Source organism: Streptomyces sp. NBC_00328 (genome assembly GCF_036139655.1).
Classification (GTDB): domain Bacteria; phylum Actinomycetota; class Actinomycetes; order Streptomycetales; family Streptomycetaceae; genus Streptomyces.
In genome coordinates, this window is record NZ_CP108013.1 from 9,226,523 (window position 1) to 9,253,434 (window position 26,912).

Annotated in this window: 20 protein-coding genes and 3 pseudogenes; 13 read left to right on the forward strand and 10 right to left on the reverse strand. The window is 70.0% G+C overall.

Annotation, left to right across the window (positions count from 1 at the left end; genetic code table 11):
* Positions 1 to 18: 18 nt before the first annotated feature.
* The gene (locus tag OG485_RS40565) at positions 19 to 3,138 is read left to right on the forward strand and encodes an amino acid adenylation domain-containing protein (RefSeq protein WP_328673833.1); all 3,120 of its coding nucleotides are present in this window, start codon (positions 19 to 21) and stop codon (positions 3,136 to 3,138) included.
* The gene (locus tag OG485_RS40570) at positions 3,135 to 4,322 is read left to right on the forward strand and encodes a cytochrome P450 (RefSeq protein ID WP_328673835.1); all 1,188 of its coding nucleotides are present in this window, start codon (positions 3,135 to 3,137) and stop codon (positions 4,320 to 4,322) included. The genes OG485_RS40565 and OG485_RS40570 overlap by 4 nt, the downstream gene beginning before the upstream one ends.
* A gap of 113 nt (positions 4,323 to 4,435) precedes the next feature.
* Here the strand turns inward: OG485_RS40570 and OG485_RS40575 are convergent, their stop codons facing one another.
* Positions 4,436 to 5,677, reverse strand: coding sequence for an MFS transporter (locus tag OG485_RS40575; protein WP_328673837.1), 1,242 nt, complete (start codon positions 5,675 to 5,677; stop codon positions 4,436 to 4,438).
* A 264-nt stretch (positions 5,678 to 5,941) separates the two neighbouring features.
* Positions 5,942 to 6,280, reverse strand: a pseudogene (locus tag OG485_RS40580) (transposase); the annotation flags it as partial.
* A 237-nt stretch (positions 6,281 to 6,517) separates the two neighbouring features.
* Here OG485_RS40580 and OG485_RS40585 point away from each other — a divergent pair.
* Positions 6,518 to 7,849: a lanthionine synthetase LanC family protein gene (locus tag OG485_RS40585; protein ID WP_328673838.1), complete on the forward strand. Its 1,332-nt coding sequence runs from the start codon at positions 6,518 to 6,520 to the stop codon at positions 7,847 to 7,849.
* A gap of 206 nt (positions 7,850 to 8,055) precedes the next feature.
* Here OG485_RS40585 and OG485_RS40590 read toward each other — a convergent pair whose 3' ends face one another.
* Together OG485_RS40590 and OG485_RS40595 are read right to left on the reverse strand one after the other, a co-directional pair.
* On the reverse strand, positions 8,056 to 8,403 hold the full coding sequence (locus OG485_RS40590) for a VOC family protein (protein ID WP_328673841.1): 348 nt from the start codon (positions 8,401 to 8,403) through the stop codon (positions 8,056 to 8,058).
* Positions 8,404 to 8,830: 427 nt separating this feature from the next.
* The gene (locus OG485_RS40595) at positions 8,831 to 9,772 is read right to left on the reverse strand and encodes a helix-turn-helix domain-containing protein (protein WP_328673843.1); all 942 of its coding nucleotides are present in this window, start codon (positions 9,770 to 9,772) and stop codon (positions 8,831 to 8,833) included.
* 354 nt (positions 9,773 to 10,126) lie between these two features.
* Between OG485_RS40595 and OG485_RS40600 the strand changes: the two genes are divergently transcribed.
* Positions 10,127 to 11,494 carry an MFS transporter gene (locus OG485_RS40600; RefSeq protein ID WP_328673845.1) on the forward strand — a complete coding sequence of 456 codons (1,368 nt, stop codon included), beginning with the start codon at positions 10,127 to 10,129 and terminating at the stop codon, positions 11,492 to 11,494.
* 28 nt (positions 11,495 to 11,522) lie between these two features.
* Here the strand turns inward: OG485_RS40600 and OG485_RS40605 are convergent, their stop codons facing one another.
* Both OG485_RS40605 and OG485_RS40610 read right to left on the reverse strand, forming a co-directional pair.
* Positions 11,523 to 12,557, reverse strand: a complete 1,035-nt coding sequence (locus tag OG485_RS40605; protein ID WP_328673847.1) for a helix-turn-helix transcriptional regulator — start codon at positions 12,555 to 12,557, stop codon at positions 11,523 to 11,525.
* A 193-nt stretch (positions 12,558 to 12,750) separates the two neighbouring features.
* The gene (locus OG485_RS40610; protein ID WP_328673849.1) at positions 12,751 to 13,131 is read right to left on the reverse strand and encodes a hypothetical protein; all 381 of its coding nucleotides are present in this window, start codon (positions 13,129 to 13,131) and stop codon (positions 12,751 to 12,753) included.
* A 484-nt stretch (positions 13,132 to 13,615) separates the two neighbouring features.
* On the opposite strand from OG485_RS40610, the gene OG485_RS40615 reads away from it, so the two are divergent.
* Positions 13,616 to 15,010, forward strand: a complete 1,395-nt coding sequence (locus OG485_RS40615; protein ID WP_328673850.1) for an MFS transporter — start codon at positions 13,616 to 13,618, stop codon at positions 15,008 to 15,010.
* A gap of 114 nt (positions 15,011 to 15,124) precedes the next feature.
* Here the strand turns inward: OG485_RS40615 and OG485_RS40620 are convergent, their stop codons facing one another.
* The gene (locus OG485_RS40620; protein WP_328673852.1) at positions 15,125 to 15,571 is read right to left on the reverse strand and encodes a hypothetical protein; all 447 of its coding nucleotides are present in this window, start codon (positions 15,569 to 15,571) and stop codon (positions 15,125 to 15,127) included.
* A 275-nt stretch (positions 15,572 to 15,846) separates the two neighbouring features.
* Between OG485_RS40620 and OG485_RS40625 the strand changes: the two genes are divergently transcribed.
* The 3 genes from OG485_RS40625 (at position 15,847) to OG485_RS40635 (ending at position 19,451) form a co-directional block, all read left to right on the forward strand.
* Positions 15,847 to 17,202 carry a beta-1,3-glucanase family protein gene (locus OG485_RS40625; RefSeq protein WP_328673855.1) on the forward strand — a complete coding sequence of 452 codons (1,356 nt, stop codon included), beginning with the start codon at positions 15,847 to 15,849 and terminating at the stop codon, positions 17,200 to 17,202.
* Positions 17,203 to 17,676: 474 nt separating this feature from the next.
* The gene (locus tag OG485_RS40630) at positions 17,677 to 18,510 is read left to right on the forward strand and encodes a PIG-L family deacetylase (protein ID WP_328673856.1); all 834 of its coding nucleotides are present in this window, start codon (positions 17,677 to 17,679) and stop codon (positions 18,508 to 18,510) included.
* A 71-nt stretch (positions 18,511 to 18,581) separates the two neighbouring features.
* Positions 18,582 to 19,451, forward strand: a complete 870-nt coding sequence (locus OG485_RS40635; RefSeq protein ID WP_328673858.1) for a class I SAM-dependent methyltransferase — start codon at positions 18,582 to 18,584, stop codon at positions 19,449 to 19,451.
* A 159-nt stretch (positions 19,452 to 19,610) separates the two neighbouring features.
* On the opposite strand, the gene OG485_RS40640 is transcribed toward OG485_RS40635, so the two are convergent.
* Positions 19,611 to 20,108 carry an ISAs1 family transposase gene (locus OG485_RS40640; protein WP_443048978.1) on the reverse strand — a complete coding sequence of 166 codons (498 nt, stop codon included), beginning with the start codon at positions 20,106 to 20,108 and terminating at the stop codon, positions 19,611 to 19,613.
* 30 nt (positions 20,109 to 20,138) lie between these two features.
* Positions 20,139 to 20,447, reverse strand: coding sequence for a transposase family protein (locus OG485_RS40645; RefSeq protein WP_443048874.1), 309 nt, complete (start codon positions 20,445 to 20,447; stop codon positions 20,139 to 20,141).
* Between the two features lie 428 nt (positions 20,448 to 20,875).
* Here OG485_RS40645 and OG485_RS40650 point away from each other — a divergent pair, with 428 nt between their 5' ends.
* The 3 genes and pseudogenes from OG485_RS40650 to OG485_RS40660 form a co-directional block, all read left to right on the forward strand.
* Positions 20,876 to 21,484 (forward strand): hypothetical protein, encoded by a 609-nt coding sequence (locus OG485_RS40650; RefSeq protein WP_328673864.1) that lies wholly within the window; start codon positions 20,876 to 20,878, stop codon positions 21,482 to 21,484.
* A 198-nt stretch (positions 21,485 to 21,682) separates the two neighbouring features.
* Positions 21,683 to 22,451, forward strand: a pseudogene (locus OG485_RS40655) (phosphotransferase).
* 25 nt (positions 22,452 to 22,476) lie between these two features.
* A pseudogene (locus OG485_RS40660) lies at positions 22,477 to 22,683 on the forward strand (beta-1,3-glucanase family protein); the annotation flags it as partial.
* A 26-nt stretch (positions 22,684 to 22,709) separates the two neighbouring features.
* Here OG485_RS40660 and OG485_RS40665 read toward each other — a convergent pair.
* Positions 22,710 to 24,317 carry an FAD-binding oxidoreductase gene (locus OG485_RS40665; protein WP_328673866.1) on the reverse strand — a complete coding sequence of 536 codons (1,608 nt, stop codon included), beginning with the start codon at positions 24,315 to 24,317 and terminating at the stop codon, positions 22,710 to 22,712.
* Positions 24,318 to 24,388: 71 nt separating this feature from the next.
* On the opposite strand from OG485_RS40665, the gene OG485_RS40670 reads away from it, so the two are divergent.
* Positions 24,389 to 25,099, forward strand: coding sequence for a TetR/AcrR family transcriptional regulator (locus OG485_RS40670; RefSeq protein ID WP_328673868.1), 711 nt, complete (start codon positions 24,389 to 24,391; stop codon positions 25,097 to 25,099).
* Positions 25,100 to 25,282: 183 nt separating this feature from the next.
* Positions 25,283 to 26,764, forward strand: coding sequence for an extracellular catalytic domain type 1 short-chain-length polyhydroxyalkanoate depolymerase (locus OG485_RS40675; RefSeq protein WP_328673870.1), 1,482 nt, complete (start codon positions 25,283 to 25,285; stop codon positions 26,762 to 26,764).
* Positions 26,765 to 26,912 lie beyond the last annotated feature (148 nt).

Consider the following 26,912-nt stretch of genomic DNA (forward strand, 5'->3'; position numbering starts at 1 on the left):
GTTGCGAAGGGAGTTGATGTGTTGCAGTCGAATGCCCTGTGGACTGCGGGAGTTGCCGGGGAATTGCCGGGGGAAGGCCTGCATGACGTCTTCGCCGCACAGGCATGCGCCCGGCCACGGCGCACAGCCCTCATCGCCCGGAACGCCCGGGTGTCGTACGGGGAATTAGACGCCCGCGCGGAGGAGTTGGCCGACCGGCTCGCCGCCGCCGGTGTCGGCCGGGGGCATGTCGTGCCGATCCTGATGCACCGGTCCGTCGACCTGGTGGCCACCCTGCTGGCCGTGCTCAAACTCGGCGCCGCGTACGCGCTGCTCGATCCGGACTGGCCGCCCACCCGTCTCGACGCGGTGGTGGAACAGCTCCGGCCCCCTCTTGTCGTCGGCGGGCCCGGCGCGGCGGAGGGACTGTCCGCACCGCTGTGGACACCGGCCGACGACGGTACGGGCGGCGACGGTGAAGGGGAACGTCCCGCCCGCCGCCCCGTGGTGGCCGTACGGGGCCGGGACGCGTGCTGTGTGTTCTTCACCTCGGGCACCACGGGGCGGCCCAAAGGGGTGATCACCCCGCACCGGGCGACGGCACGGCTCTTCCGGCCGGACACCTTCGCGCGTTTCGACCAGGACACGGTCGTCCCCCTCGCGGCGGCACTGCCGTGGGACGCCTTCTCCCTCGAACTGTGGGCCGCGCTGTACAACGGCGGCACCGGCGTCCTGATCGACGAGCCGTTCCTGACGGCCGAGGCCCTGCGCGCGATGGTCACCGACCACGGTGTGAACACGGTGTGGCTGACCAGCAGCCTGTTCAACCTGATGGTCGACGAGGACCTGACCGCGCTGAGCGGCCTGTCCCAGGTGATCATCGGCGGTGAGCGCCTGTCCGTGCGGCACGTCGGCCGCTTCCTCGACCGGTTCCCCGGTACGGCCCTCATCAACGGCTACGGCCCGGTCGAGAGCACGGTGTTCACCACCACGCACCGGATCACCGCCGCGGACTGTGCCCGGCCCGACGGCATCCCGCTGGGGCGTCCGGTGCCCGGCACCTCCGTCTTCATCCTCCGGGACGGCAGTCCCCTCGCGGCCGGGGAACCGGGAGAGATCTGTGTCGCGGGCGACGGGCTGGCCCACGGCTACCTCGACGAACCCGCCCTCACCGCCGAGAAGTTCATCAGCGTCGACATCGACGGCGACCAGGTCCGGCTGTATCGCACCGGGGACCTGGGTACCCGGGACGAGAACGGGACCGTGGAGTTCCGCGGGCGGATCGACCGGCAGGTGAAGATCCGCGGCAACCGTGTCGAACCCGCCGAGGTGGAGCGGCAGATCGAGCGCCTGGTCCCGTACGTCGCCGACTGCCGGGTGGTCCCCCGCTGGAACGAACCCGCGGGCGCCTTCGAACTGGTGGCCTTCTGCGTACCGGGCCCGGTCGAGGGCGCGCCGCCGGACGTACCGGCGATCCTCGCCCGCCACCTGCCCGCCTACCAGCGCCCCGCCCACATCGCCTTCGTGGACTCGTTCCCGCTGACCGACAGGGGCAAGCTGGACGACCGGGCCCTACTGGCGAGCGTGCCCGGCACACCGGCCGAGGACCACCACGGCCCGGCCGAGGACCACCACGGTCCGGTCGGCGACCCGCTGGTCCGCCTGGTGGCGGAGGCGTTCGCCGAGGTGCTGGGCAGAGCGGCCGTACCGGCCCGCACCCCCTTCTTCGACCTGGACGGCTCCTCGCTCCAGGCCGCCCGCGCCTGCACCCGTATCCGCAGGCGGACGGGGCAGCCCGTACCGCTGTCGAGCCTCTACGAGCACGCGTCGGCCGAACGCCTCGGATCCTGGCTCCGCTCGGCGCGGGGCACGGGTGTTCCGGCGCAGGGCACGGACGCCGTACCGCCGCCCGACGGCGGTATCCCGCTGACCGCCATGGAGCTGGTCTTCCTGACCCGGCACCTGACGGCACCCCAGGACCGTTCCGGATACTGCCTGATGGTCTGGCATCTGGACGGTCCGCTCGACCAGGACCGGCTGGAGGACGCCGTCGCAGCCGTCCACGAACGGCACCAGGTGCTGCGCACCGCCTTCCGGGCCGATCCCCGCCCCCACGCCGAGGTCACCGACATCTGTGCCCCGCCCCTGGAAGTCCTGGACGCCCGGCCGACCACCGACGAGGCGGTCACCGCGCTGCGGCGGCTCTTCGACGAGCCCCTCGAACCCCAGGACGCAGACCTGTGGCGCGCCGCGCTGGTGCCGGTGACCGAGACCCGGGGCCGGCTGTTCGGGCTGCTGGTCCACCACATCGGTTTCGACGGCCGGTCGGAGTCCGTCCTGGCGCGCGACCTGTCCGACGCCTACGCCGGGCGTGAGCCCCGGCCCGCCCCGCCCACCCTGGCCGAGCGGGCCCGGCTGACGACGGTGACCACGGCCCTCACGGACCGGGCGGGGCGCGCCCAGCGGGCACGGGAGGAGCTCCGGGACGTACCCCCGATCCGCTGGCCCGAACGGCCCGGCCCCGGGGAGACCGGGGTGGGACACCTCGATGTGTCCGTACCCGCGGACCTCACGGCGAGCCTCGACGCGACGGGCACGGCGCTCGGTGCGAGCAGGTTCGTGGTGCTCCTGTCGGCCTGGGCGGACATCCTGGCCGAGGTCTGCGGCCAGCGGGACTTCGCCGTGGGCGTGCCCGTCGCCGAGCGCACCGTTCCGGAGCTGGAGCAGACCGTTGGCTGCCTGATCAACATGATGCCGGTGCGGCTGCGCGGCGACGCGGTGAACGGCGGCGAGAACGGCGTCCGGGAGACCGGTGCGGTGGTCCACCGCGCCTTCACCCGCAGCGACGTCCCCTTCACGGCCCTCGCGCAGGGCGCCGGGACGACGTCCGGGCGCCCGCCGGTGTTCCAGTGCCTCTTCGCCCTCCAGGACAACCCTCCGCCCCGGCTCGACCTGCCCGGTGTGACCGCCGCGCATCTGCGCCAGCCGTACGCCGCCCTTCCCGTGGAACTGCACCTCGAGGTGTGGCCGGACGAGAACGGCGCGCTCGACGTGGTGCTCTCGTTCCGGCGTGCGGCCGTCACCGGGACCACCGCACTGAATCTGCTCAAGGGCTACCACGACCGTCTTGCCCTGATCGCCGCGGGAGCCGCGAAATGACCGTGATCACTTATTCCCCTGCCGATGTAGTCGACCCTGACCTGCACGCCTCCGGCGAGGTGTTCGGTCTGTGGCGCTGGATGAGACAGCACGCCCCGGTCCACTGGCACGAACCGGGCGACCTGCCGGGTTTCTGGTCGCTCACCCGCTACGACGACATCCGGCAGGTGTACCAGAACCCGGCCGTCTTCAGTTCGGCCCGGGGCGTCCTGCTGCGGCCGGCGGACCTGGGGGAGGACCCCGGCAGCGGCCGGACCATGGCCCTCACCGACCCGCCCAGGCACCGCGCCCTGCGCGGGCAGGTGGCCGACCGGTTCAGCGAACGCTGCGCCCGGTCCCTGGCGGACGAGATGCGCGCCGAGATCCGCTCGGTGGTGACCCGGGCCGTAGAGGCGGGCACCTGCGACGTGGTCCACGACATCGGGGCCCGCCTCTCCAGCTACAACATCAGCAGGCTGCTCGGGGTGCCGCCGGAGGACCGCGGGCAACTGCTGACCTGGACGACGGAGGCGTTCGAGTCCGGCAAACCCCTCACCAGCCATCTCGCGCTGATGCGCTACTTCATCGACATGATGTACGCGCGGATGGAGGAGCCCGCCGACGACGCGATGGGCATGTTCGTGAACAACGAGGTCCAGGGCGAGCTGCTGACCGAGACCGAGATCCTGCTGAGCTGCGAGAACCTCGTCGGGGCGTCGGAGAACGCGGGGCTGTCGATGGCCTCGGGGATCCTCGCCCTCGCCGAGCATCCGCAGCAGTGGCAGCGGCTGGTACGGGGGCGGGACGAGGAACTCCTCAGGGCCGCGGCGGAGGAGGTGCTGCGGTGGACGAGCAGCGCCACGCACAGCATGAGGACGGCCACGACGGACACCCTCGTCGAGGGCAGGCGCATCGCCGCCGGGGACCGGGTGGTGCTGTGGATCCCCTCGGCCAACCGGGACGAGTCGGTGTTCACCGAACCCGAACGGTTCGACCTCGGTCGGCAGCCCAACCGCCATCTGGCCCTGGGCACGGGTGAACACGTCTGCATCGGGAGCACCATGGCCCGCCACCAGATGCGGATGCTCCTGGAGACGCTCGTGGAGTCGGTCGCCGTCGTCGAACCGGCCGGAGACGTGGAACCGCTGCGTTCGATCGCGGTGAACGGCCCGGCGCACGCCGCCGTGCGCCTGGTCGCCCGCTGAGCGGGACGGCCGGCGCCCGGGGTCCGGTCGTCGTGGATGCCCGGACCCCGGACCCGGCCGCCCTTCCCGGTCTTCCCGGTCTTCCCGGTCTTTTCAGTCTTCCCGTCCTTCGGTCAGGCGGCTGACACGTTCTCGGTCCCGGCAGGCTCGGGCGGGGTCCGCACAGCGTCCTGCCGGCGTTGCGCCCGGCGGACGGCGAGCGGTGCCGCCAGGCCGGTCAGCGCGAACATGGCTCCCACGACGTACCACCCGGGGCGGCCCCAGGTGATGCAGAGCGCGATCAGCAGACCCGGCCCGAAGGCCTCGGCCAGCCCCGCGCCCAGACCGAACACACCCAGGTACTGGCCGGTGGCGTGCCGCGGGGCGAAGGCGAAGGACACCTCGAAACCGGCGGCGGAGTACCACAGTTCGCCGACGGTGTGGATCACCGCCGCGACCAGGAGCAGCGTCGCGGCGGCCCACGCCGGTGTTCCGGCGGACAGCGAGATCAGCGAGCAGGAGACGAGGAAGGCCAGGCCCGCCCGGCGGTAGGCGCTTCCGCCGGCCGAGGCGGAGACTATGCTGCGGCTCGCTCGCACCTGGAACGCGATGACGATGACGGTGCTGGTGAGGATCGTGCCCGAGATGAGCCAGTGCGGGGCGGCGGTGGCACCGACGAGCCAGAGCGGGATGCCCACGGTGAGGACCTTGAACTGGACGGCCATGACGCCGTCGAGGGCGGTGAGCAGCAGGTAGGGGTGGTCACGGAGGGCGATCCAGCGGGGGCCGCCGTCGGTGGGGACCGGCGCGACCGGCGGGAGCAGGGCCAGGAGCACCGCGCAGACCACGAAGGCGAACGCGTTGCCCAGGACCATCAGCTGGTACGCGGTGAGGGTGCCGACCTGGACCACCCAGCCCGCCAGCACCGCGCCGAGGGAGATGCCGACGTTGGTCACCGCACGGAGATAGGCCCGGAACTCCTGCGGCCGGTCCCCTCCGTAATGCCGGATGAGCGGGCTGTGGGCGGCGACTCCGGCCGTCTTCGCCCCGGCGGCCGCGCAGACCGCGAACACGAACGGCCAGAAGCTGTCCGCCAGCACGAAACCGGCCGTGGCCAGCGCCTGCACCACGAGCGTGGCCCGGTAGACGCCGCGTGCTCCGTACCGGTCCGCCAGATGACCGACCGTGACCCCCAGAGCCAGCGCGACGAGCCCGGCCGAGCCGAGACCGAGTCCCACCTGGCCCGCCGGAAGGTGGACCGCCTCGGTGAAGTACAGCACTCCGGCGGTCAGATAGAGGCCGGTACCGATGGTGTGGACGAACTCCGAAGCCGCGAGGACACGCTGCGGCCGGGTATCCGGAATCAGGCGGGGCATGGACACGACTCCACGTGGCAGATGGGAAGTAAGGGGCCCCGCAAGTCTGTTGTGGCGTCACTCGCCCTAGCAAGAGCCTCACTTCGGCGGGACTCCCCGGGCTGTCGGTGCCCGCGGCCACGGTGAGGTCCCGAGCCCGACCGAAGGAGCGCCGTGTCCGCCGGGAGCCAGTGGGGCCGACCTGGCCGTGAAGGTTCCGTAAGCGAGTGCGTGCGGGATGAGGTTGTCGCCGAGTGCGGCGTCGGGGAGGGACGCGCCGGGCAGCCGGCGGATCAGACTGCGGATGGTGATGATGACATCGGCGAGGTCAAAGAAAGCGTCGTTCACACTGCCACGGCGCTCGTAACAGCGGGCAAGCCGGTGGAAGGTGTTCTGCCCAGGCAGGGGTTCGCTCGACGTGGCGGCGTCGGCTGGCCTGGATGGGTGCCTTCTCGCCCTTGTGCGCGATCTGGCAGAGAAGGCCACGGGCGTCGAGTCGGGCGCGGGTCTTGGCGGAGTCGTAGCCGGCGTCGAGGTGCACGGTGACCTCGTCGGGCAACGGGCCAAGGTCTTTCAGAGGTCGAGAGTCGGCGCCAGCAGTGGTGAGTCGTGACAGTTCGCCCCGACACGGTCAAGTCACCGGCATCGCCGTTGGCCCTGGCGTCAGCGCAGGCCGCGGTCCCGTTGCCGCCTGGGGTGAGAACGGCATTGCGCGTTGCCACAGACCATCAGGCACAAGATCACCAGGCGCAACACCCAACTGCCGTGCCCGACAACGAGCTTCATTCTGAAGCGATCAGGACGCCACGGTCCCCGCACTCGCGATCGCCTGGCCTTTTCGGGTGGATGTATCGTCGCTGGGTGGCGACGAGCAAAACATACAAGCAGCTGGGCGAGGCTGCATGGTCGTGGGTGCTGGACCAGGTACGCGAGGACGAGGGCCCGTGGCTCCCGGAGACGGTGCCCGGTGACGGCCAGGACGTGACACCGGCGAAGGACCGCGACTCGCTGTACTCGGGGATCGCGGGCCTGGCACCGGTACTGGTGGAGATCGCGCAACACCGTGAGCTGACCGAACGGGAGCGGGCCCTGGCCGACGGGATCGTGACCAGGTTGTCGGCAGAGGCCGAAGGGCGTGTCGAGCCGTCGTTGTACGACGGGCTCGCCGGTGACGGCACGGCACTGCGTCTGCTCGCACCGGGCGTGGAGTCCGTCGCCCTGCGGCGGTTGGACGATCTGACGACGTCCGACGGCTGGAGGACGACCCTCGAGTTCGAACCGGACTCCGACGCCCCGCTGAACGACATCATCATGGGTACCGCAGGCGTGGTCATGACGGCGGTCTGGGCCGGGGGAGAGTTCGCGGACGCGATCGCCACAACGGGCTGTGAGGCACTGCTGGGCGCGGCGGACCGCACGGAAGCGGGCCTGGACTGGGGCATCGCGGCGAGTACGCAATGGCGGGCGCCCAACTACTCCCACGGCACCGCCGGGGTGGCCGCCGCGCTGGCCGTGGCGGGCGCGGCGCTCGACCGCGGCGACTTCGTCGAGGCGGCGGTCGCAGGCGCTCGGCACGTCCTGTCGGTGGGTGTGCTCGACAACGGCGGGTTCGTCGTACCGCACACCATCCCGCCGTCGAAGCGAGAGGTGGAGCCTCTCACCTACACCTGGTGTCACGGCCCGGCGGGAACCTCTCATCTGTTCTCGGCGTTGTCGCACGCCGGCGTCACGGAGGTGGCCGGATTCCAGGTCGACGAGCTGCGTCGGCGTTGTCTGACCTCGCTCCTCACGTCGGGCATTCCCGAGCGGCTGCGCCCTGGATTCTGGGACAACGACGGCCGGTGCTGCGGCACGGCGGGGGTCGGCGACGTGCTCCTGGACGCCGCACAGGACTCCGCTGACACGGACTGGGCGGAGACGCTTCTGCGCGGGGCCCGCAAGATGGGTGACGCGCTTGTGGAGCGGGCGGTCCAGGACGAGTCGGGTGCCCGCTGGCGCTTTGTGGAGTACCGGAGCGACGAGCCCCTGCTGCCGCCCGGCACCGCGTGGATGCAGGGCGCGTCGGGCATCGCGGCCTTTCTTTTGCGCCTCGCCCGGTTCATCGAGACAGGCCCGAAAGCTCTTGTGGTGGACCGGCCGGATCAGTGGTGGGCCGTGCCCGACGAGGTGCGCTTGACCGCTCAAGAGATCTGAGGCCGACCGGTGGACGACCATGTGATTCGACAAGGCCGGACATCGCGAGCGCCACGCGGTCGAGTGCGGGATTGATCGCCTCAAACGCCACAGGGCCGTGGCCACGCGCTACGGCAACCTCGCGGTCCGCTACGAAGCGACCGTCCTCGTCGCTGCCGTCAACGAGTGGCTGTGACCAGCACCTTCACCACAGGTGCGGGAGGGCGTCAGCGGTGGCCCAGCACGTTGACCACCCGTCCGCTGGGGTCGCGGACGAAGAACCGCCGCACGCCCCACTCCTCGTCCTGCAAGGGGTGAACGATCTCCGCACCGCTCTCCCGCATGACCGCGTAAGCCGCATCCACGTCGTCCACCTCGACGCTCATGTCGGGGGTGACCGGCGCGGTCTTGTCGCTGGTCATGACGCTGATCTGCGCTGCCGGGCTGGACGGGGAGGCGAGCGTCATGATCCAGCCGTGGTTCATGACCTCCTCGAAGCCCAGCAGGCCATAGAACTCCCGGCTCTCCTGCGCGGCCTCCGACCGGATGTTGGGCACGACACGACGAACGGCCATCGACGACTCCCAGTGAGAACAAGCGTGTCTTTATGTATCCCCAGGAGTACTACGGCACGTCCGCCGCCGCACACACATTCGCAACAGGCCCCAGCAGGGCTGTGTGCCCCGCGAGCAGGGTCGGTCAGTGGGGTGATGTGAAACGACAAGGTGTCTCCGTAGTGAGGAGGTGGCAAAGGTCAGTACGCGGGCTCAACTGCTGGGCACTCCTGCGCATGTGCTCCACACCTCCTCGTCGACAGCGCCGGTCCGGATCAACATGGACGGCTGGGTGACTTGACCTCACCATCTACGACCCCGATCTCGACCAGGACGCACCTGCGCGGCCCTCCTCCAGACCGCCTTCACCGGCACCTGACCGGCCCCTGACCGGAACGGGCCCGCACGGCCCACGTGCCCTTGGAGGCGAAGTCGCGCTGAGGCAGATTCAGCCGGCCGAGGCGTGGGCCGGGGCCAGCGTGCCGGCGGGGCACGGTTCACCGGCCGGCTCCGGATGGTCCGAGCGCGCCGACCGCGGTCGCGCGTCCGTGAAGTCGAGGCGGAGCATGGCGGTCTCGTCCAGGGTGCCGGGCGCCGCCTGGTACACCACCATCCGCTGGCCGCCCGTCCGGGCCAGACGCATGACCTCGTAGGTCAGCGTCATCGCTCCGACCCGCGGATGCCGGAAGGACTTCTGCCCGCCCCCGCGTTCGCAGACGTCGTACCGCTCCCAGAGCCGCGCGAACTCCGGTGACTTCAAGACCAGTTCACCGACGAGGGTGGTCAGCTCGGGGTCGTCCGGGTCCGCTCCGGCGACCGCCCGCAGATGAGCCACCGAGAGGGCGACCGTCTCCTCCCACGGCTCGTACAGCGTCCGGCCGACCGGGTGGAGAAAGAGGTAGCGGGTCAGATTGCGCTGCTCCTGGGGCCAGTCCCAGAGTCCGGGCAGCAGCCGCCGGCCGGGCGGATTCGCGGCCAGGACACGGTTGTAGCGGCTCACCACGTAGGCGGGGAGCGGACGCACCGACTCCAGCATCCGCAGCACCGAATCACGAACCGTGTGGTCGGCGGAAGCGGGCAGCTCGCCGACCCGCCCGGACGCCAACTCCACCAGCTCATGGAGGCGTTCGTAACCGTCGCCGCGCAGCCGCAGGGCACGGCCGAGGCCGTCCACGACGGCGGGGGAGGGATTGGTCTCCCGGCCGCGCTCCAGGCGGATGTAGTAGTCGACGCTCACTCCGGCCAGCGCGGCCAGCTCCTCCCGGCGCAGCCCGGGGGTGCGACGGAGCCCCGCGCCTGCCGGCAGGCCGACGTCCTCCGGCCGGACCTGTGCCCTGCGGGCCTTCAGATATCTGCCGAGTTCGGTTCCCCGCGCGTCTGTCGCTGCCATTCGGCCCATTCTGGCAGGCCGGCCGGGAACGTGGGGGGCCCTGTCAGACCCTGGAACGCCGCACCCCGGGAACAGGCCGGTCTGCCGGATCGCCGCGCGGAGGCAGACAGTTGATCCCGAAGCGGGCGGCCCGACCGTTGAGGCCCAGGGCGTGCGAGGCACAGGACCGCGGCCCCGGCAGTCCGGAGCCGCCCGCCGACTCTCCCTGACCACCGTCGATTCCTTTTGCCTGCCGAGGAGTTCATCATGCGCACCCCTGGTCCTTCAGTGGCCACCGCGACGGCCCGTGGCCACCGTCAGCGGTCGTCGACGTCCACGCTCCGGCGAGAGGGGCCGCACGGGTCCCGACCAGCGATGCCGGCCGTCGGCGTGGCCACCGCGCCGCCGCAGGGCGGCGTCGCCCTGATCGCCGCGCTGCTCGGCTTCACCGTGATCACCATCGACGTCTCGGCCGTCAACATCGCCCTGCCCGCCATCGGTACCTCCCTCAGCGGCGGGATGACCGGACTGCAATGGGTGGTGGACGCGTACACCCTGATGTTCGCGGCCCTGATGATCTCCGCCGGCGCCCTCGCCGACCGTGCGGGCGCCCGTCGCGCCTACGCCTGGGGCGTGGCCCTGTTCACCCTCGCCTCCCTCGGCTGCGCACTGGCACCCGGCATCGGCGTGCTGGTCGCCGCGCGCGTGGCGCAGGGCGGCGCCGCCGCGATCGTGATGCCGGCCTCGCTGGCACTGATCCGCCAGGCGTACGACGACGCCAGGGCGCGCGCCCGCGCCATCGCGCTGTGGACCGTCGGCGGTTCGGTGGCGATGGCCGCGGGTCCGGTCCTGGGCGGGCTGCTCACCGACTCGGCCGGCTGGCGAGCGGTCTTCCTCCTCAACCTCCCCGTGGGCGCGGTGATCCTCGGCCTGCTGGTCCGGGTGCCTCGTTCCGCGCGCCGGCCCGCAGCGGTGGACGCCGGCGGACAACTCGCCGCCGTACTGGCCCTCGCCGGGCTGGCCTTCGCGGTGATCGAAGGCGGCCACCTGGGCTGGACCAGCGGCCCCGTGGCGGCGGCCGCCGCGCTCGCCGTCGCCTCCGGGTGCGCCTTCGTCATGGTGGAGGCCCGGCACCGTCGGCCCATGGTCCCGCTGGGCATGCTGACGGACCGGAGGGTGGCCGTCCCGCTGGCGGTCGGCTTCGCCGTCAACGCCGCCTTCTACGGCGGGATCTTCCTTCTCGGCCTGTACTACCAGCAGTTGCGCGGAATGTCGGCGATCGAGGCGGGGCTGATGTTCGTCCCGATGTCCGCGGTGGTGACGGCGACCAACCTCGTCTCACCGCGACTGGCGGAGCGCGTCGGACGGCGGCTGGTGATCGTCGCCGGTCAGTTGATCTTCACGGGAGCGATGCTGGCCTTGCTGCCGCTCGCCGCGCACACCCCCGTATGGCTGGTACTGGTCCTGTTGCTGCCGCTGAGCATCGGCGGGGCGCTCGTGGTGCCCGCGTTGACCGCGCTGCTGATGGACGCCGTCCCGGGAGAACGCGCGGGGACGGCGTCGGGGCTGCTCAACTCCTTCCGCCAGACCGGCGGTGCGCTCGCGGTCGCCCTCTTCGGCGGCCTGCTCTCCGGCTCCGGCGCGGACTTCTCCCTGCCGGGCATGCGCATTGGCCTGCTCGCCGTCGCCGCCCTCCTCATCGCCACCGCCGGGCTGTCCCGCCTCCTCCTGCCCCGCGCCTGACCGGAGGGGGAGACGCGGGACGGCCGGATCATCGCGAGAGGCTCGACAAGAGTTCCTCGCGGCTATTGACACCCGTCTTTCGATAGATCGCCTTGAAATGATCGTTGACGGTGTGCAGAGAAAGATTCAGGCTGCGCGCGATCTGCTTGACGGCCAGTCCGTCGAGAGCACGCCTGATCACCTCCTGTTCCCGCGAGGTGATTCCGTACAGAACGGCCGCGGCGGGCAGCAGTACGTCGGAGGAGGCGGATTGGATGGTCACCGCGACACCGCCGAGATCCGAATCGTCGAGCCGCTGGGCCTCCAGCACGATCCACCTGTCGGGCCCGGGGATACGGCTCAGTGCTTGACGGCCCGGCTGCCGTGCCATGAGGGCTATGTTCCACACGTGCGCGAATATCTCGCTTTCGTCAGCGGTCTCGGCGTCCTGCACGAGTTTGCTCACCCATTCATGGCCGGTTCGGGTCACCGCCCTTATCGTGTCGCTGCCGTCGATCACCACAATTCCGGGTGGGGGCGCGCTGCGAACGGGACGCAGAAAACGACCGGCGACATACCGCTTCAGCGCCTCCGCCATTGGGCCGGCGAGTCGGCCGACGTTCACCGCGTCGGCCGTCGAGAAGGGTCTGCAGCCTCTTGCTCTCAGCAGTACCAGCAAACCCCAGGTCAGCCCTTTGAGGGTCAGGGCGGCCCGCATCTCGCTGCCGACGTCGGTCGTGTTCATGATCTCCTGGTGCCGGACGGGGTGCCGTCCGCCCGATGGGGCGGACGCGAGGACCGCGACAGGACGGCCACGTCCGACCAGCGCGGTCAAGGTGTGCTGCCCGTGGCCGAGGATTTCCGCGGATTCCAGTTCGCGGTAGAAGTCTGCCGCATAACCATGTTCCTTGGTGAGGAAACATGCCGCGCCCGTGATCGGGTCGACTCCTCTCAGCATGTATCCGTCGTGCGGTACGAGTTCCGCGATCTGCCGTGAGATCACCGAACCCAGTTCAGGGATTGTCGTGGCCTCCGTCGCCGCAGGCACCAGCGTGCGGGCTGTCTGTTCCACGTCCGGATTCATGGAAGGAGTGTGGATCTGCACCGCTCGACGGGCATGGATTCGCGGCACGTTGGCCGAGAGGTGACACTCCTTGGCGCGTATACGGCAGCCGCCGAGAAATCGGAATTGGAACTTTCTATTCCCGTCCTTTCCGCTTTTCCGCGCGGTCGCCCGGTCCCGAGTGGTCAAGGACCGGGCGACCGGGTTCATTCCGTCAGCACTCCGGAACGGCCCTGTCGTGGAATGCCTCGTTGTCGTCCACGTACGCCCCGTAGGTCCACCCCGTGACGAAGAATTCCTGGCCGGTGGTGGCGGTGTACCGCTCGGACACCGTGTGGTACCAGACATTCCCGTGGTTGCCGATGTTGTCACCGCGGTCCCAGCAGTCGGCGACGATGGCGTCGCCGAACCTCAGGTCCGGCACTCCCACCTTGCCGTCGCGGGTGTGCGGGGTGTTGAAGACGCCCGCACTGGCACCAGTGACGGGGATCAACGCGTTCGCGGCGGACGCGCTCCCGACCCCCAGAGCCAGCGCACCGGCGCTCAGTACCGCGACGATGGCGCTGCGACGCGGCAGGACACTCTTCATCATCATTTCCCCCTGATTGTTTGCCGGCAATGCGCTGCCGGGCGGATGCACCGTGGTCCGGAGCACACCCAGGACGATGCCCTGGCCGGAAAGCCGAGTGAATCCCCCAGAACAGGGGGGGGTGACAAGAGGACGCCGGTGAGCCTGTCGGCCCGAACCCGGCCCGAAGCGAGCGGCGACGTGATGTCCGGGTGGGGGTGTACTGTCAAAGCACTGGAAGTAGAAACGTGTGTTCACCGCAGGACATCGACGCGAGTCGACGGAGCGGGGGACACACGCGCATACGCGGTACCGGACGGGCCGCCACTTCTTCACATCGAAGGAGTGCGCAGTGAATGTCCGTCGTCCTGGAGCCGTCGAGAAGGCCGGTGCTCCCACCGAAGCCTCTCGCTCACCACGATCCCTCCGCGAACCGTCGCCAGATTCCCCCCGTCCTGCCTCGCCACGTTCCCTCCGTGAAGCGGGAGCAGCCCTCGCCGGGCTGTCGGCGGTGTTCCTGTTCGAGATGCTCGACAACTCGATCCTCAACGTCGCCTTGCCGACCATCGGCCGTGAGCTGTCGGCGTCGACGACTGTTCTGCAGTGGGTCACGGGCGTGTACGCCGTCGTGTTCGGCGGACTGATGCTGGCCCTCGGCGCGCTGGCCGACCGGGTCGGCCGCCGCAAGGTCATGCTGGTCGGGCTGGTGCTGCTGGGTGGGGCAAGTCTGGCGACCGCGTTCGTCACGACGGCGGAGCAACTCATCGCCGTCCGGGCGGCCATGGGCGTCGCGGCCGCGATGACGACACCGGGTTCCCTCGCGCTGGCGTTCCGCCTGTTCGACGAGGACACGCTCCGCGTCCGTGCGACCACGCTGATCTCGACCGTCGGCCTGGTCGGACTCGCGATCGGACCCACGGTCGGCGGCTTCGTGCTCGCGTTCGCTCCGTGGCAGATGCTGCTGTTGGTGAACGTGCCGATCGCCGCACTCGCGTTCATCGGCATCCGGCACGGTATCCCCGCCGACAAGGCGGACGAGCTGCACAGGGACCCGATCGACGGTACGGGTGCCCTGCTCGGCACGGCCGCGATCGTGCTGACGCTCGTCGCGCCCACGCTGTTCGTCGACGCGGGTACCGCGTCGCTTCTCCCGTGGCTGACCACGGCGGGGGCCGTCCTGACGGCCGTGCTGTTCGTCGCCCGCCAGCGTGTCGCCCGCCATCCGCTGCTCGACCTCGAACTCGTCGCCCGCCCCCTCGTGTCGAGCGGCCTGGCCTTCAAGGCCGCCGCGAGCCTCGCGACCGCCGGACTCGGCTACCTCGTGACCCTGCAGCTCCAGCTCGACCTGGGCTGGACACCCGCCCAGGCGGCCCTGGGCATGCTGCCGCAGGTCGTCGTGCTCATCGCGGGCGGTGCGGTCATCGGTCCGCTGGTCACGCGCGTCGGCCTCGACAAGGCCGCCTGGCTCAGCGCGGGAGCCGTCGTATGCGGGCTCGCCGTCTACGGGCTCCTGGGCCGCTTCGGCTACGGGTGGATCGCTCTCGCACTCATGCTCGTCGCCGCCGGTATGCGCGTCGTGGGTGTCGTCGCCGGGACGAACGTGATGCGCGGCCTCCCGGCCAACCGCACCACCATCGGATCGGCGCTGGTGGACACCGTGGGCGAAGTGACCACCGGCATCGGCATCGCGGTCGGCGGGACCATCCTCGCGGCACTCTTCACCGGCGACATCGCCACGTCGAACTGGAGCACGCACCAGACCACGCAGTTCCGCGACGCGATCACCTGGGCCGGCCTCGCTCTCACGCTCCTGACCGCGGCGCTGGTGGGATGGGGCATTGCGCGGGCCTGCCGCGGCACGGACAGCACGACACCGTCGCCCGCGACGGCTCCGGAAGGAACTTGAGGGAGACGGGCATCGCCCCTCCCCGCCCCGCTCTCGGGAGGCAGCCGTGGAGGCTGCCTCCCGGGGGCTGCCCGAGACCGGAGCGGACCGGCGCTCACCGCGCGGACGCGTCGGTCAGCCCCCGTCGCCCGGCGTGCCTGGCGGGGCGAGGGCCCGGAAGTCCTGCCGGCGCACCTGAGGCCGCTCAAGCCCGCGGTGGTGCAGATAGCGGGGGGTGGCCCGTCGGGTCGTGCGCGGCACGGACACCGCCCCGCTCGTGCGGCCCGAGCCCATCGGCTCCACCACGCCCGCCGGGACCAGCAGCAACCGGCCGTCCGCCGCGCGCAGTTCGCCGCGTACGAGCGCGTTGTGCATGTTGTCGAGACGCTCGTCGTGCCGGTGCACCAGCAGGGAGGCGGGGCTCGGTATGGCCGCGCAGTCGGCCGGCACGTCCACGGCGAAGCCGCCGTCCGCGGGCACGGGCCGAGTGCGTGCCAGTACCGACGCGCCGGTGGCGTCACGGGCGGCGAGCACCGCCGTCGGGTACCGCGCGAGCAACCCGGCGCCGAGCGGTCCGCCCATGTCCCGGCCGCGTAGCGTCCCTTCGAAGAGGCCAACTCTTGAATGCGCGGCCCGACGCCTGCCGGCCGCGTCGTCGGGGTTCGAACGCGTTGGTGCGCCGGACGCGGTTCAAGCGGTGACAGATGGCGGTTTGCTGGGCCCGGCACGCGAACTCCCTTCATTTCGGCTTCAGTTGTTGACGTCCGGAACATGCGGGGATACAACCCGGAGAGAGCGCTCTCCGTCTGCTGTTGCTCCGCCCCCACACACGCCGACCCGGCATGAGGAGATCCCGCATGCAGTTCTTAGCCAGCGCCTTTCCCCACCGGCCGTCGAGCAGAACCGCACGGGCCCGTACGGCTCTCGGTCTCGTCGTCGTCCTGCTTGCCGCCTGCGTCGCCTTCCTGAGCCCGTCCTCCGCGCACGCCGCCGACCAACTGCTGTCCCAGGGACGGCCCGCCGCGGCCTCGTCGGTCGAGAACGGGTCCTTCCCCGCCGGGGCCGCGGTCGACGGGAACACCGGCACCCGGTGGTCCTCGGCCTTCTCCGACCCCCAGTGGCTGCGCGTCGATCTCGGGTCGGTCCAGCAGATCACCCGCGTCACCCTGAACTGGGAGGCCGCCTACGGCAAGGCATTCCAGATCCAGACCTCCACCGACGCGAACACCTGGGCCACCGTGTACTCCACGACGACCGGCACCGGTGGCGTGCAGAACATCAACGTCACCGGCAGCGGCAGATACGTGCGCGTCCTCGGAACGGCGCGAGCCACCCCGTACGGCTACTCCCTGTGGGAGTTCCAGGTGTACGGGCCCGGAAGCACCACCCCGCCGGACGACTTCTGGGGCAGCACCGGCGACATACCCGCCGCGAACAACGCCGTCGAGGTGAAAGTCCTCAACCGCACCAACGGCAAGTACCCCGACAGCCAGGTGTACTGGAGCTTCAACGGCCAGGTCCACTCCATCGCCGAGCAGCCCTACCTCGACATGCCGGCCAACTCCGCGGGCCGCATGTACTTCTACCTGGGTTCGCCGAACGGTCCGTACTACGACTTCATCGAGTTCACCGTCGGCAACAACGTGTTCAACGGCAACACCACCAGGGTCGACGCCTTCGGACTCAAACTGGCCATGCGCCTGCACTCCAAGGACGGGTACGACGTCGAGGTCGGTGAGAACCGGCAGACCTTCGCCGAGGACCGCGCGACGACCTTCCAGCGGTTCACGGCCGCCGTTCCCGACCAGTTCAAGGTGCTGGCCCAGACCCAGTCCCCGTACCGGATCATCGCGCCCGGCAGCGACCCGAGCTTCCGGGCGGGCGGCGCCAACGCCAGCTACTTCACCTCCTACGCCCAGTCCGTGGGCGTGAACGCGGCCACCTCCGACATCTTCGGCTGCGCGGCGGCCCTCGCGAGCAACCCCAATATGTGCGCCGCCCTCAACCGCCATGTGGCGACCCTGCCGGCCTCGCAACAGGGCGATCCCGCCCAGTACTACAAGGCGGCTCCGGCGAACTATTACGCCAGGTTCTGGCACGACAACGCCATCAACAACCTCGCCTACGGCTTCCCCTACGACGACGTGGCGGGCCAGTCCTCCTTCGTCTCGCACGGCAGCCCGCAGTGGCTGCTGGTCGCCGTCGGCTGGTAGTTGGTCCGCCACCACGGGGCGGGCCGTGCCGGCTCGGCGCCGTCGTGTCGGCGAAGGGCTCGATCACGACGCCGGGGCCGAGGATCCCGGACGGGTCCGGCACGGCCTTGCCCGCCCCGCGGGGCGGTGGCGAAGAGGCCGGGACCACCGGTCGTACCACGGCCGGTGGTCCCGGCCCTGCTCTGCGTCAACGCCGCCGCCCACCTCCGGAAGCAGACCGAACGCGCCCGATCTCACCTTCGGTGAGTTCCACCTCGTCGGGCCGTAGCTTGGACGGGTCGCGGATCTCGTGGGCCGCGCCGGGAACAGGCGGTGCCGCCTGCACGGTTGCATCGACCGAGGGGACCGACGCCGCGCGGGCGGGGACCACGGAGACCAGGAGGTCGTCCGCCCCGCCAGGATCCGGGCCCCGGGATCGCGGTACGCCCGCCGCGCATTCGGACCAAGACGTATTTTCTGCAGGAGGACTGTTTCATGACTGACCGGCCCTTGACGCTCATGGCAGTACACGCCCACCCCGACGACGAGGCCACCGGAACCGGAGGGGTCCTCGCGCGGTACGCGGCGGAAGGCATCCGCACGGTTCTCGTGACGTGTACCGACGGCCGTTGCGGTGACGGACCGGGGGGTGTCAAGCCGGGCGATCCCGGGCACGATCCGGCGGCCGTCGCCTCGATGCGTCGTGAAGAACTCGAGGCGAGCTGTGACGTCCTGAAGATCAGCGATCTGGAGACGCTGGACTATGCCGACTCCGGGATGATGGGCTGGGCGAGCAACGACGCCCCCGGAGCCTTCTGGGGGACCCCCGTGCGGGAAGGCGCCGCCCGACTCGCCGAACTCATGCGGCACTACCAGCCCGATGTGGTCGTCACCTATGACGAGAACGGCTTCTACGGCCACCCCGACCACATCCAGGCCCACCGCATCACGATGGCGGCGCTGGAGATGACCGAGCTGACACCGAAGGTGTACTGGACCACGATGCCCCGCTCGATGATGCAGCGGTTCGGCGAGATCATGCGCGAGTTCCATGAGGACATGCCGGAGCCGGATCCCGCCGAGGCCGCCGCGCTGGCCGAGATCGGCCTCCCCGACGACGAGATCACCACGTGGGTGGACGCCACCGCGTTCAGCGGTCAGAAGTTCGACGCGCTGGCCGCGCACGCCAGCCAGGGAGAGAACATCTTCTTCCTCAAGATGGGCAAGGAGAGGTTCGGCGAGTTGATGGGCATGGAGACCTTCGTACGTGTCCAGGACGCCACCGGCGCGGCCGTACCCGAGAACGATCTCTTCGCCGGACTGCGCTGATCCGCCCGTCACGAACCCGGCGGTCTGCTCCGATCGGGGCAGACCGCCGGGGTGGTGTTGAATGTGGCTCCATGAGTGAGCGTGGACGTGCGGCGAGCCGGACGGCGGTGCTGGTCTGTCAGGGGCGGGCGGCCTCGGACGGACTGGCCGCTCCAGGCCGGTTCGCGGATCCGGTGGCGGTGCGGCTGCTGCGCGCCGCGGAACGTACGCCCGTGGACGAAGTGCGCTCGAACACTCCGCCGAGGGGCTGGCGGGAGCGCACCGCGTACGAGAGTGTGCGGGCGTGCGCCGAGGTGGTCGTGCCGCGGACCGTAGCGATCGACGAGGCACTGCGCGCCCGTGCGACCGGCCAGCTGGTGATTCTCGGCGCCGGTCTGGACACGCGAGCGTGGCGTCTGCCCGAGCTCGCGCGGACCGATGTGTGGGAGGTCGACCATCCGGCCTCCCAGAAGGACAAGCGCGCGCGTCTCGCCGCGGGGCTGTCGGCCACCGCCCGTTCTGTGCGGTTCACACCGGTCGATTTCGCCGTCGATGATCTCGGTGCGGCGTTGGATGCCTCGGGTCACGATCCGTCCGCGCCGACGACATGGCTCTGGGAGGGCGTCGTCCCCTACCTCACACGGAACGAGGTGCGTACCACAGCGGCCGCCCTCGCCGCCCGGACGGTCCCGGGCAGCGCACTCGTCGTCAACTACCAGGCACCGTCGGCGAAGGCGGCCGTAGGACGACTGCTGACACGCGTGCTCGGCAGTTCGATCACCTCGGGCGAGCCGTGGCGCTCGCTGTGGCGACCGCAGCAGATGGCCGAACTGCTGGCGGAGTTCGGCCTGCGGGTGGTGTCGGACGACAACCTCCTCGCCCTCGCGGACACCCTCGGCATCCCGACACGTGGGCGGACATCCTTGCGGTCAGGGCGTGTAGCCGTCGCGGAGAGCCGATGACCTGAGGAATCGACCGGTCAGCTCAGTCGCTCTGTGAACATCATCGCTCGCGATACGCACGTGCGGGGCCCCTTTTGATCATGTGAGGTCGAGAAGGGCAAGGGGCCGGGTTTGGTCTCGGGCTGCCGGTCGGAGGCCGGGCGATGTTGCGGGCACTGGTCAGGCGGAGAGCTCCGATCGTGAGGTTTCTGCAGGTGGCCATCGCTCTGGGGGTGTTTCCGGTCCGCAGCTGGGAGGCGTCCCCGGCGAAGGTGACGTCCCTGACGTGGTGCAGGGCCTCGACGGTCCAGCGTGACCGGTCGGACGGGTCCTTTCCTGCAGTGGGATCTGCTTCCAGGGAAGGGACTTGAGCTGCAGACGGAGCTTCTTCGTGTCGCGCTTGGCGATCACGATGTAGTGGGCCTGCCGGTCGAGCAGGTAGACGGCGTGGTCATGCTGAGTGTGCATCGCGTCGTTGGTGACGACTGTGCCGGTCAGATCCTCGAAGGTGTCGAGCAGAGGCCGGAAGCGGGTGATCTCGTTGGCCTTCTCACCGACGTCCATCTGGGCGAGGACCAGTGCGTTCACGTGGTCGCAGGCAGCCAGGAGGTGGATCTTCCGTCCCTTCGCGCGGGCCGCACCCCGCAGCAACTCCCCGTCAACCGCGAGCCCACGCAGCCCTTGCCCCCTGGTCTGCCGGTCCGCGAGTCAGGCTCCGACCGCCCGGTCCAGGGCGTCCGCGTCGATTCTGGCGAGCAGTCGCCGGATCGTGGATTCCGCGGGCCAGGACCGTTTCGGGACCAGCGGGTCGGCGGCCGTGCCGAGCCGTTCGAGCAGGGCCGACGGCGCGTCGGCCACCCGTTCACTCACCGCGAGCAGGGATCGCGCTCCGGCGAGGACCGCGCAGGCCGTCAGTGCCAGGAGCGTCACGAGAGGGTGCCGTACTCCCCGCGGATCCCGCGGGTCCGGGACCTGCGCGAGGCGTTCCAGCAGATCCGGAAGATCGCTCCCGGACACTTCCGGATGCGGTCAATACGCGACTTCCGGTTCGCGCTCCATCCAGATGTTGCCGGTGGGGGTCTCTGTTGTTGCGTTGTCGGACCATCCGGTTGGTTTCCGCTGCGCTCTTCGAGATGCACGACGAATGGATCGCCTTACCTCATCGCCACCTCCCCGAAGGCGATATGGGTGATATCTACCGTAAGCTCTCTTTTACTTCCTCCGCGCTACCCAAAGCACCGAAATGCAACCGCCAGTTGATCCCCAGCGCCATGGCGAGGGCCACTACCTGGCGGGTGCGTGTTCCCGACCGAGTGGCACTCGCTTCGGTATCCTCCCGTGCAGGTCATCGGAGGTCATTTACCCAAAGGTTACTGGGCAGTTGACCTCAGGGTTTCGTGGTAGCGTCCTTGTTCGGAGGGACAGTGCAACCTGAAAGGGAAATCGTGAACACGGAGAAGATCGCCGCTCGCCGCCTCTCGCTGAGAGAAGTGGCGAAGCTCGGCGTGAAGGACAGGCTCTTCATTTCCGCCGACACGGCAGAACTCAAGCTTCCCGACTGCTATGTCCCTGCTTTTCTGACCAAGTCCGGTGAGCATTTCGAAGGCGGCTCGATTACGGCGAGAACCGTATTCCAGGAAGAGGTCTCCTGCCTTCCCGACGACGAGAATGAAGCCGGAATCTACTTGGCCGACGAGAACGGCTCGGTGACCATCGAGGTCCTCCAGTCCGCCGGTGTCGTGCTGGACCTGGCGCTTTTCGTCCCTGGTGGGGACAAGGGGGCCCTCACGGCCCTTTACGCTGCGGCCCGGCAGGCGTTCGGCGCCGACATCGTGCAGATCTGGCGCCAGGGCCTCAAGGAGGTTCCCGACGTGAAGGTCGACATCTTCGAGGAGCAGATTCCCCGGGGGCGCAAGGCGGGCGACAGCCCCAAGCGTGACCGTCGCGCGATCGACACCTACCCCACCCGTGCGGACTTCATCGAGTTCTCCGCGGGGTGGAAGCCGGTCGTTGAGATTCACAGGCCGGTTGTTGACGACACCCCGACTATCTGAGACCGCGTTTGAGATCTTTGTAGATGGCGCTGTGACTTTACGCTCCAGTTGGCGGAGCCGAGCGCATCAGTTGGCGGGCGAGTACGACTAGCAGCGCTTGCCTGTGGGCTCTTCAGAGAGCTTGGGAGATCCGGCCGGGGAGCTGGATCTCCCAAAGCGCAAGGTGGCTTTCGCCTACCTCAAGTACGGTGACTCGGCATGATCGAATCCGAGTTTGAGATCAGCGAGGATCTGGTCCGCGACCTGCCTCGAGAACAGCATCCGGACCTGGCCGAACTGCCAATCCGTGAAGTGGCGGGCGGCTGGGGCAACCAAATGTGGCGCTTCGGTGACGAGTTGGCCATCAGGATGCAGCGGATGGACACGAGCCCCGATCTGCAGCTCAAGGAGCGCCGGTGGCTTCCGATTCTGGCCGCGCGCCTGCCACTGCCGATTCCGTCCCACTACGGAACGGTGCACCGTCCGAGCGCTTCCCCAAGATCTGGACCGTCATGACATGGGCCTGGGGTACGCCGCTGGACCACGGCTCGATCACTCACGGCGACCACGCAGCCGAGACGCTGTCGGGCTTCCTCCGGGCGCTGCACGTGGAGGCGCCCGCCGACGCACCGGCCCCGTCGTTGTCGCGGACGGGACATTGGCGGGTGTCGTCGACTTCGGCGCACTCTTCGCCGGCGACCCGGCGTGGGACCTCGTGGCCGCCTGGCTGGTACTTCCTGCGGGCGGCGCCTCACGGTTTTTCGACAGCTGCGTACAGGCGGACGAGGCAGCGGTGCGACGGGCGGGCGGACTGGCCGCGATGAAGAGCCTGTTCTTGATGTTGATGGGCCAGAACGGGGACCGCGGCCTGCCTGGCGGCAAACCGAACTGGGGGCCCGCAGGCCGGTCCGCACTTGATCGTGTCCTGAAGGGCCTTTGGCGTCGGCATGGATCGACTGGGCTTCCCCGGCGGCCATGCACTCGCTGACAGGAATCGATGCAGCCCTGGCCATCCCGACATGTGCGCCGCGCTCAACCGTCATGTGGCGATCCTGCCGGCCTCCCAACAGGGCGATCCCGCCCAGTACTACGCCAGGTTCTGGCACGACAACGCCATCAACAACCTCGCCTACGGCCTCCCCTACGACGACGTGGCGGGCCAGTCCTCCTTCGTCTCGCACGGCAGCCCGCAGTGGCTGCTGGTGGCCGTCGGCTGGTAGCCGGCGGTCGCGGCGAAGGGAGTCGATCAGCGAAGGGGGTCGATCACGACTCCGGGATTGAGGATCCCGGACGGGTCCAGCACGGCCTTGCCCGCCCGCAGGGCCGCGGCGAAGAGGTTCGGGCGCTGCCGGTCGTACCACGGCCGGTGGTCCCGGCCCACCGCATGATGATGGGTGATGGTGGCGCCGTGCGCGATCAGAGCCTCGGAGACCGCCTGCTTGATCTCGTCCCACTGCTCGACGGTCCTGCCCCACGCGCCCGCGGCGTAGACCCCGAAGTACGGGGCGGGGCCGTCGGGGTAGACGTGGGTGAACCGGCAGGTCACGACACCCGTGGCGCCGACCTGGCGCATGGCGTCCTGGGCCGCCGCGTCGACGGCCGCGCGGAGCCCGGCGAACCGGTCCCAGGTGCAGGCCGTCTCGAACGTCTCCACGATCATGCCCTGAGCCGCGAGGGCGTCCCGCTGGTAGGGCATCCGCAGGAAGGAGGAGCGCCAGGTGTCGGCGGCCGAGGTCCGCGCGGCGGTGTCCGCGGTGTCGGTGTATCGCGGCGGCTCCGACAGCGTGCCCCCGTGGTCGCGGCAGAGCTCCAGGGCGCGTTCCATCCAGACGGTGACGGGATGATCGGCGGACTCGAAGCCGAGCACGAGGACCGCGGTCGGACTGCCCGCGTTGATGAACGCCTCCATCGGGTCCAGCAGACGGCAGTTGGCCGGATCGAGTCCGGACTGCGCCAGCGCTCGTACAGCCCTGACCCCCGCCTCGTGGTCCGCGAAGGCGACCGACGCTCCCGTCCGCCAGCGCGGCCGGTCCTGAAGTCGTACCCAGGCCTGGGTGATGACACCGAGCGCACCCTCGGAACCGAGGAACATGCGGTCGGGCGAGGGGCCGGCACCGGAACCCGGGAGGCGGCGGCTTTCCACGACACCGGCGGGGGTTACCACCCGCAGCGACTCGGTGAGGTCGTCGATGTGGGTGAGGCGGGTCGCGAAGTGACCGCCGGCCCGGGTCGCCAGCCAGCCGCCGAGCGTGGAGAACTCGAAGGACTGGGGGAAGAACCGGAGCGTGTGGCCATGGGGCCTGAGCTGCTCCTCCAGGTGCGGGCCGAGGACGCCGGCCTGTACGAGCGCGGCCCGACTGGTCCTGTCGACCTCCAGAACCCGGTCCATGGAGCCGAGATCCAGGCTCACCACTCCGGCGTACTCCGCACCCGTACGGGCTTCGACGCCTCCCACGACCGAGGTGCCGCCGCCGAACGGGACGACCGCGATACCGTCGCCGTCGCACCACTCCAGCGTCCGTACCACCTCGGCCTCCGACGTGGGCCGCGCGACGAGGTCCGGCACATGGGGCAGTTTCCCGAGCAGCGCGCGGACGACGTCGCGGAACGCCTGGCCGTGACTGTGCGCCAGCCGGTCACGGATGTCGTACGACATCAGTTGGGCCAGCGCGGGCGGAGCCGTGACCCGGCTCGGGGCCACCTCGAACGACTCCACCGGAGGCGCCGAGTGCACGGTCAGGTCCGCGCCCGGAAGTAACTCGGCGGTGCGCCGGGTGAGTTCCGCCCGCTCCGCGCCGGTCACCGCGTCCTCGACGTTTCCCCAACCCCACCACGAACGCGTCTTGCCGCTCATCGTCTCCCCGGGCGCCTTGAATTGAACGTTGGGTAACTTACCGCTCGGTCACTTTGGCATAGGGTGAGGACATGAGCAAGCAGCCGAGGGCGACGCAGGGCGTGGGAACCAAGGGGATGCCACGTAAGGACCGGGAGCGGCTGATCCTGGAGGCGGCCGCCGAGGAGTTCGGCGCGAAGGGCTACGCGCGCGGGTCGACCGCGCACGTGGCGGCGCGGGCCGGCATCACCAAACCCATGATCTACGAGTACTTCGGATCGAAGGACAGCCTCTATCTGATCTGCCTCGAGCAGGCCGGCACCCGACTCGTCGAGGCCGTCGGGTCCGCCCAGCGGGGGCCGTCCGATCTCTCGCGCGCCGTTCGCACCCTGGAAGCCGTCTTCCGCGCGCTCGAATCGCGCTTGCACGACTGGGAACTCGTCTACGACGGGACGCTTCCGGCCGAGGGCCCGCTGCACGACACCGCGGCCGTGTACCGGAGGGAACTCAACCGGATGGGCGCGGTCGGCGTGTCCGAGTTCCTGCGCACCTCCCCGGCCGTGGATTCCCTCGACGCCGACCTCGTCACCCATCTCTGGTACGGGACCGTGAGCGCCGCCGTCGCCTGGTGGCGGCATCACCCCGAGCAGACGGCCGACGAGATGGCCGCGCGCTTCGAACGCGTCGTCGCGGTGCTCTGCCCGGACCTGTGGGCGACATCCGACGCGACCGGAGGCGCATCCGGGATGAAGGGAGGGTCCTCCAGCATGCCCGGAGGATCATCCGACAACCGCCCGGCCTAGCAGACCGGGCGGCGCTCCCGCAATCCGTGCGATGCCGACTGACGCACGGACGGTTGTGGTGCCGGACGCCATGTCATGGCGGTCACAGGCGGTCGACTCTGGGGTTCCGCAACGCCCCGCATGCGGGGAGCCAGGGACGGCTCCGGACGTGCGGGGGCCGGACATCCCCAGAAGGAGCCGCCCATGCAACGCCCCTCACCGTCCCGAAGGCACCGGAACCGGCCGGTCCACCTGCTGAGCCGCCTCCTCACCATCGTGGCCCTGGCCCTGGGGACGGCCCTGACCGGCCCGGCGCCCGCCGCCCAGGCCGCCGTGCCGGTCACCCGGGTCATCGGCTTCGGCTCGAATCCGGGCCAGTTGAACATGTACGTGTACCGTCCGGCGTCCCTGCCCGCGAACCCGCCCGTGGTCGTCGCCCTGCACGGGTGCACACAGAGTGCCCAGGTCTACGCCGACAACTCCGGACTGCCCAGGCTCGCCGACCGGGACGGCTTCGTCCTCGTGCTCGCGGAGACGACCTCCTCGAACAACATCAACAAATGCTTCAACTGGTTCCAGACGACGGACAACCGACGTGGCCAGGGCGAGGCCCTCTCCATCCGCCAGATGGTGAGCCACGCCGTCTCCGCCTACGGGGCCGACCCCGGGCGCGTGTACGTCACCGGCCTGTCCGCGGGCGGCGCCATGACCTCGGTCATGCTGGCCGCCTACCCCGACGTCTTCGCCGCCGGCGCGGTCGTCGCCGGTCTGCCCTACGACTGCACCCGCGACAACAGCCCGTACACCTGCATGAACCCCGGAGTCGACCTCGCCCCGAGCGCCTGGGCCCAGCGCGTCCGCGACGCCTACCCGTCGTACGACGGTCCCTGGCCCCGTACGGCGATCTGGTACGGCGAGCAGGACACCACCGTCGTGCCGCTCAATGCCACCGAGCTGCGCGACCAATGGACAGCGGTCCAGGGGCTGTCCCAGACCCCCACCCGCAGCTCCGTCATCGGACCCGACTCCACCCGGCACGACGAATACCTGGCGGCGGACGGCACGGTCGCCGTCGAGGTCGACGCGGTACCCGGCATCGGGCACGGCGCCCCGGTCGAGCCGGGCAGCGGTGCCCAGCAGTGCGGTGCCACCGGTGCCCCGTACTTCCTCGACTCGATCTGCTCCAGCTACTGGATCGCCCGCTTCTTCGGCCTCGAGGACACCGGATCCGGCGGGGGCTCCCTGCCCGCACCCACCGGACTGGCCACGAGCGCGGTCACCGGCACCAGCGTCAGCCTGACCTGGGAGGCGGTGAGCGGCGCCGCCGACTACACCGTGTTCCGCGACGGCGCCCCGGTCGGGACGGCGAGCGGTACGTCGTACACGGACACCGGACTGACGGCGGGCACCACACACACCTACGCGGTCGCCGCGCGCGACAACGCCGGTACGGCGGGCCCCCGTTCGGGAACGGTCACCGCCACGACCACCGGCAGTGGCACCGCCGCCTGCTGGATGAGCAGCAACTACACCCACGTCCAGGCCGGCCGTGCCGTCACCAGCGGCGGCTACACCTACGCCAAGGGCTCGAACCAGAACATGGGGCTGTACAACACCTTCGTCACCCACACCCTGAAGGAGTCACCTGTCGGCATCTACACCATCGCCGACGGCGGCTGCCCCTGACTGCACCTCAGGTTTCGTCCACACACGGGGACTTGGGCCGCCATGGTGGCCGACGCTGCTCCCTCCACCGCCATCATGGCGGTCCGGCACATGTCCCTATGGGTTCCCTCTTACTAACCTCCGGCGCGTCCACTCCACCCCACTCGGA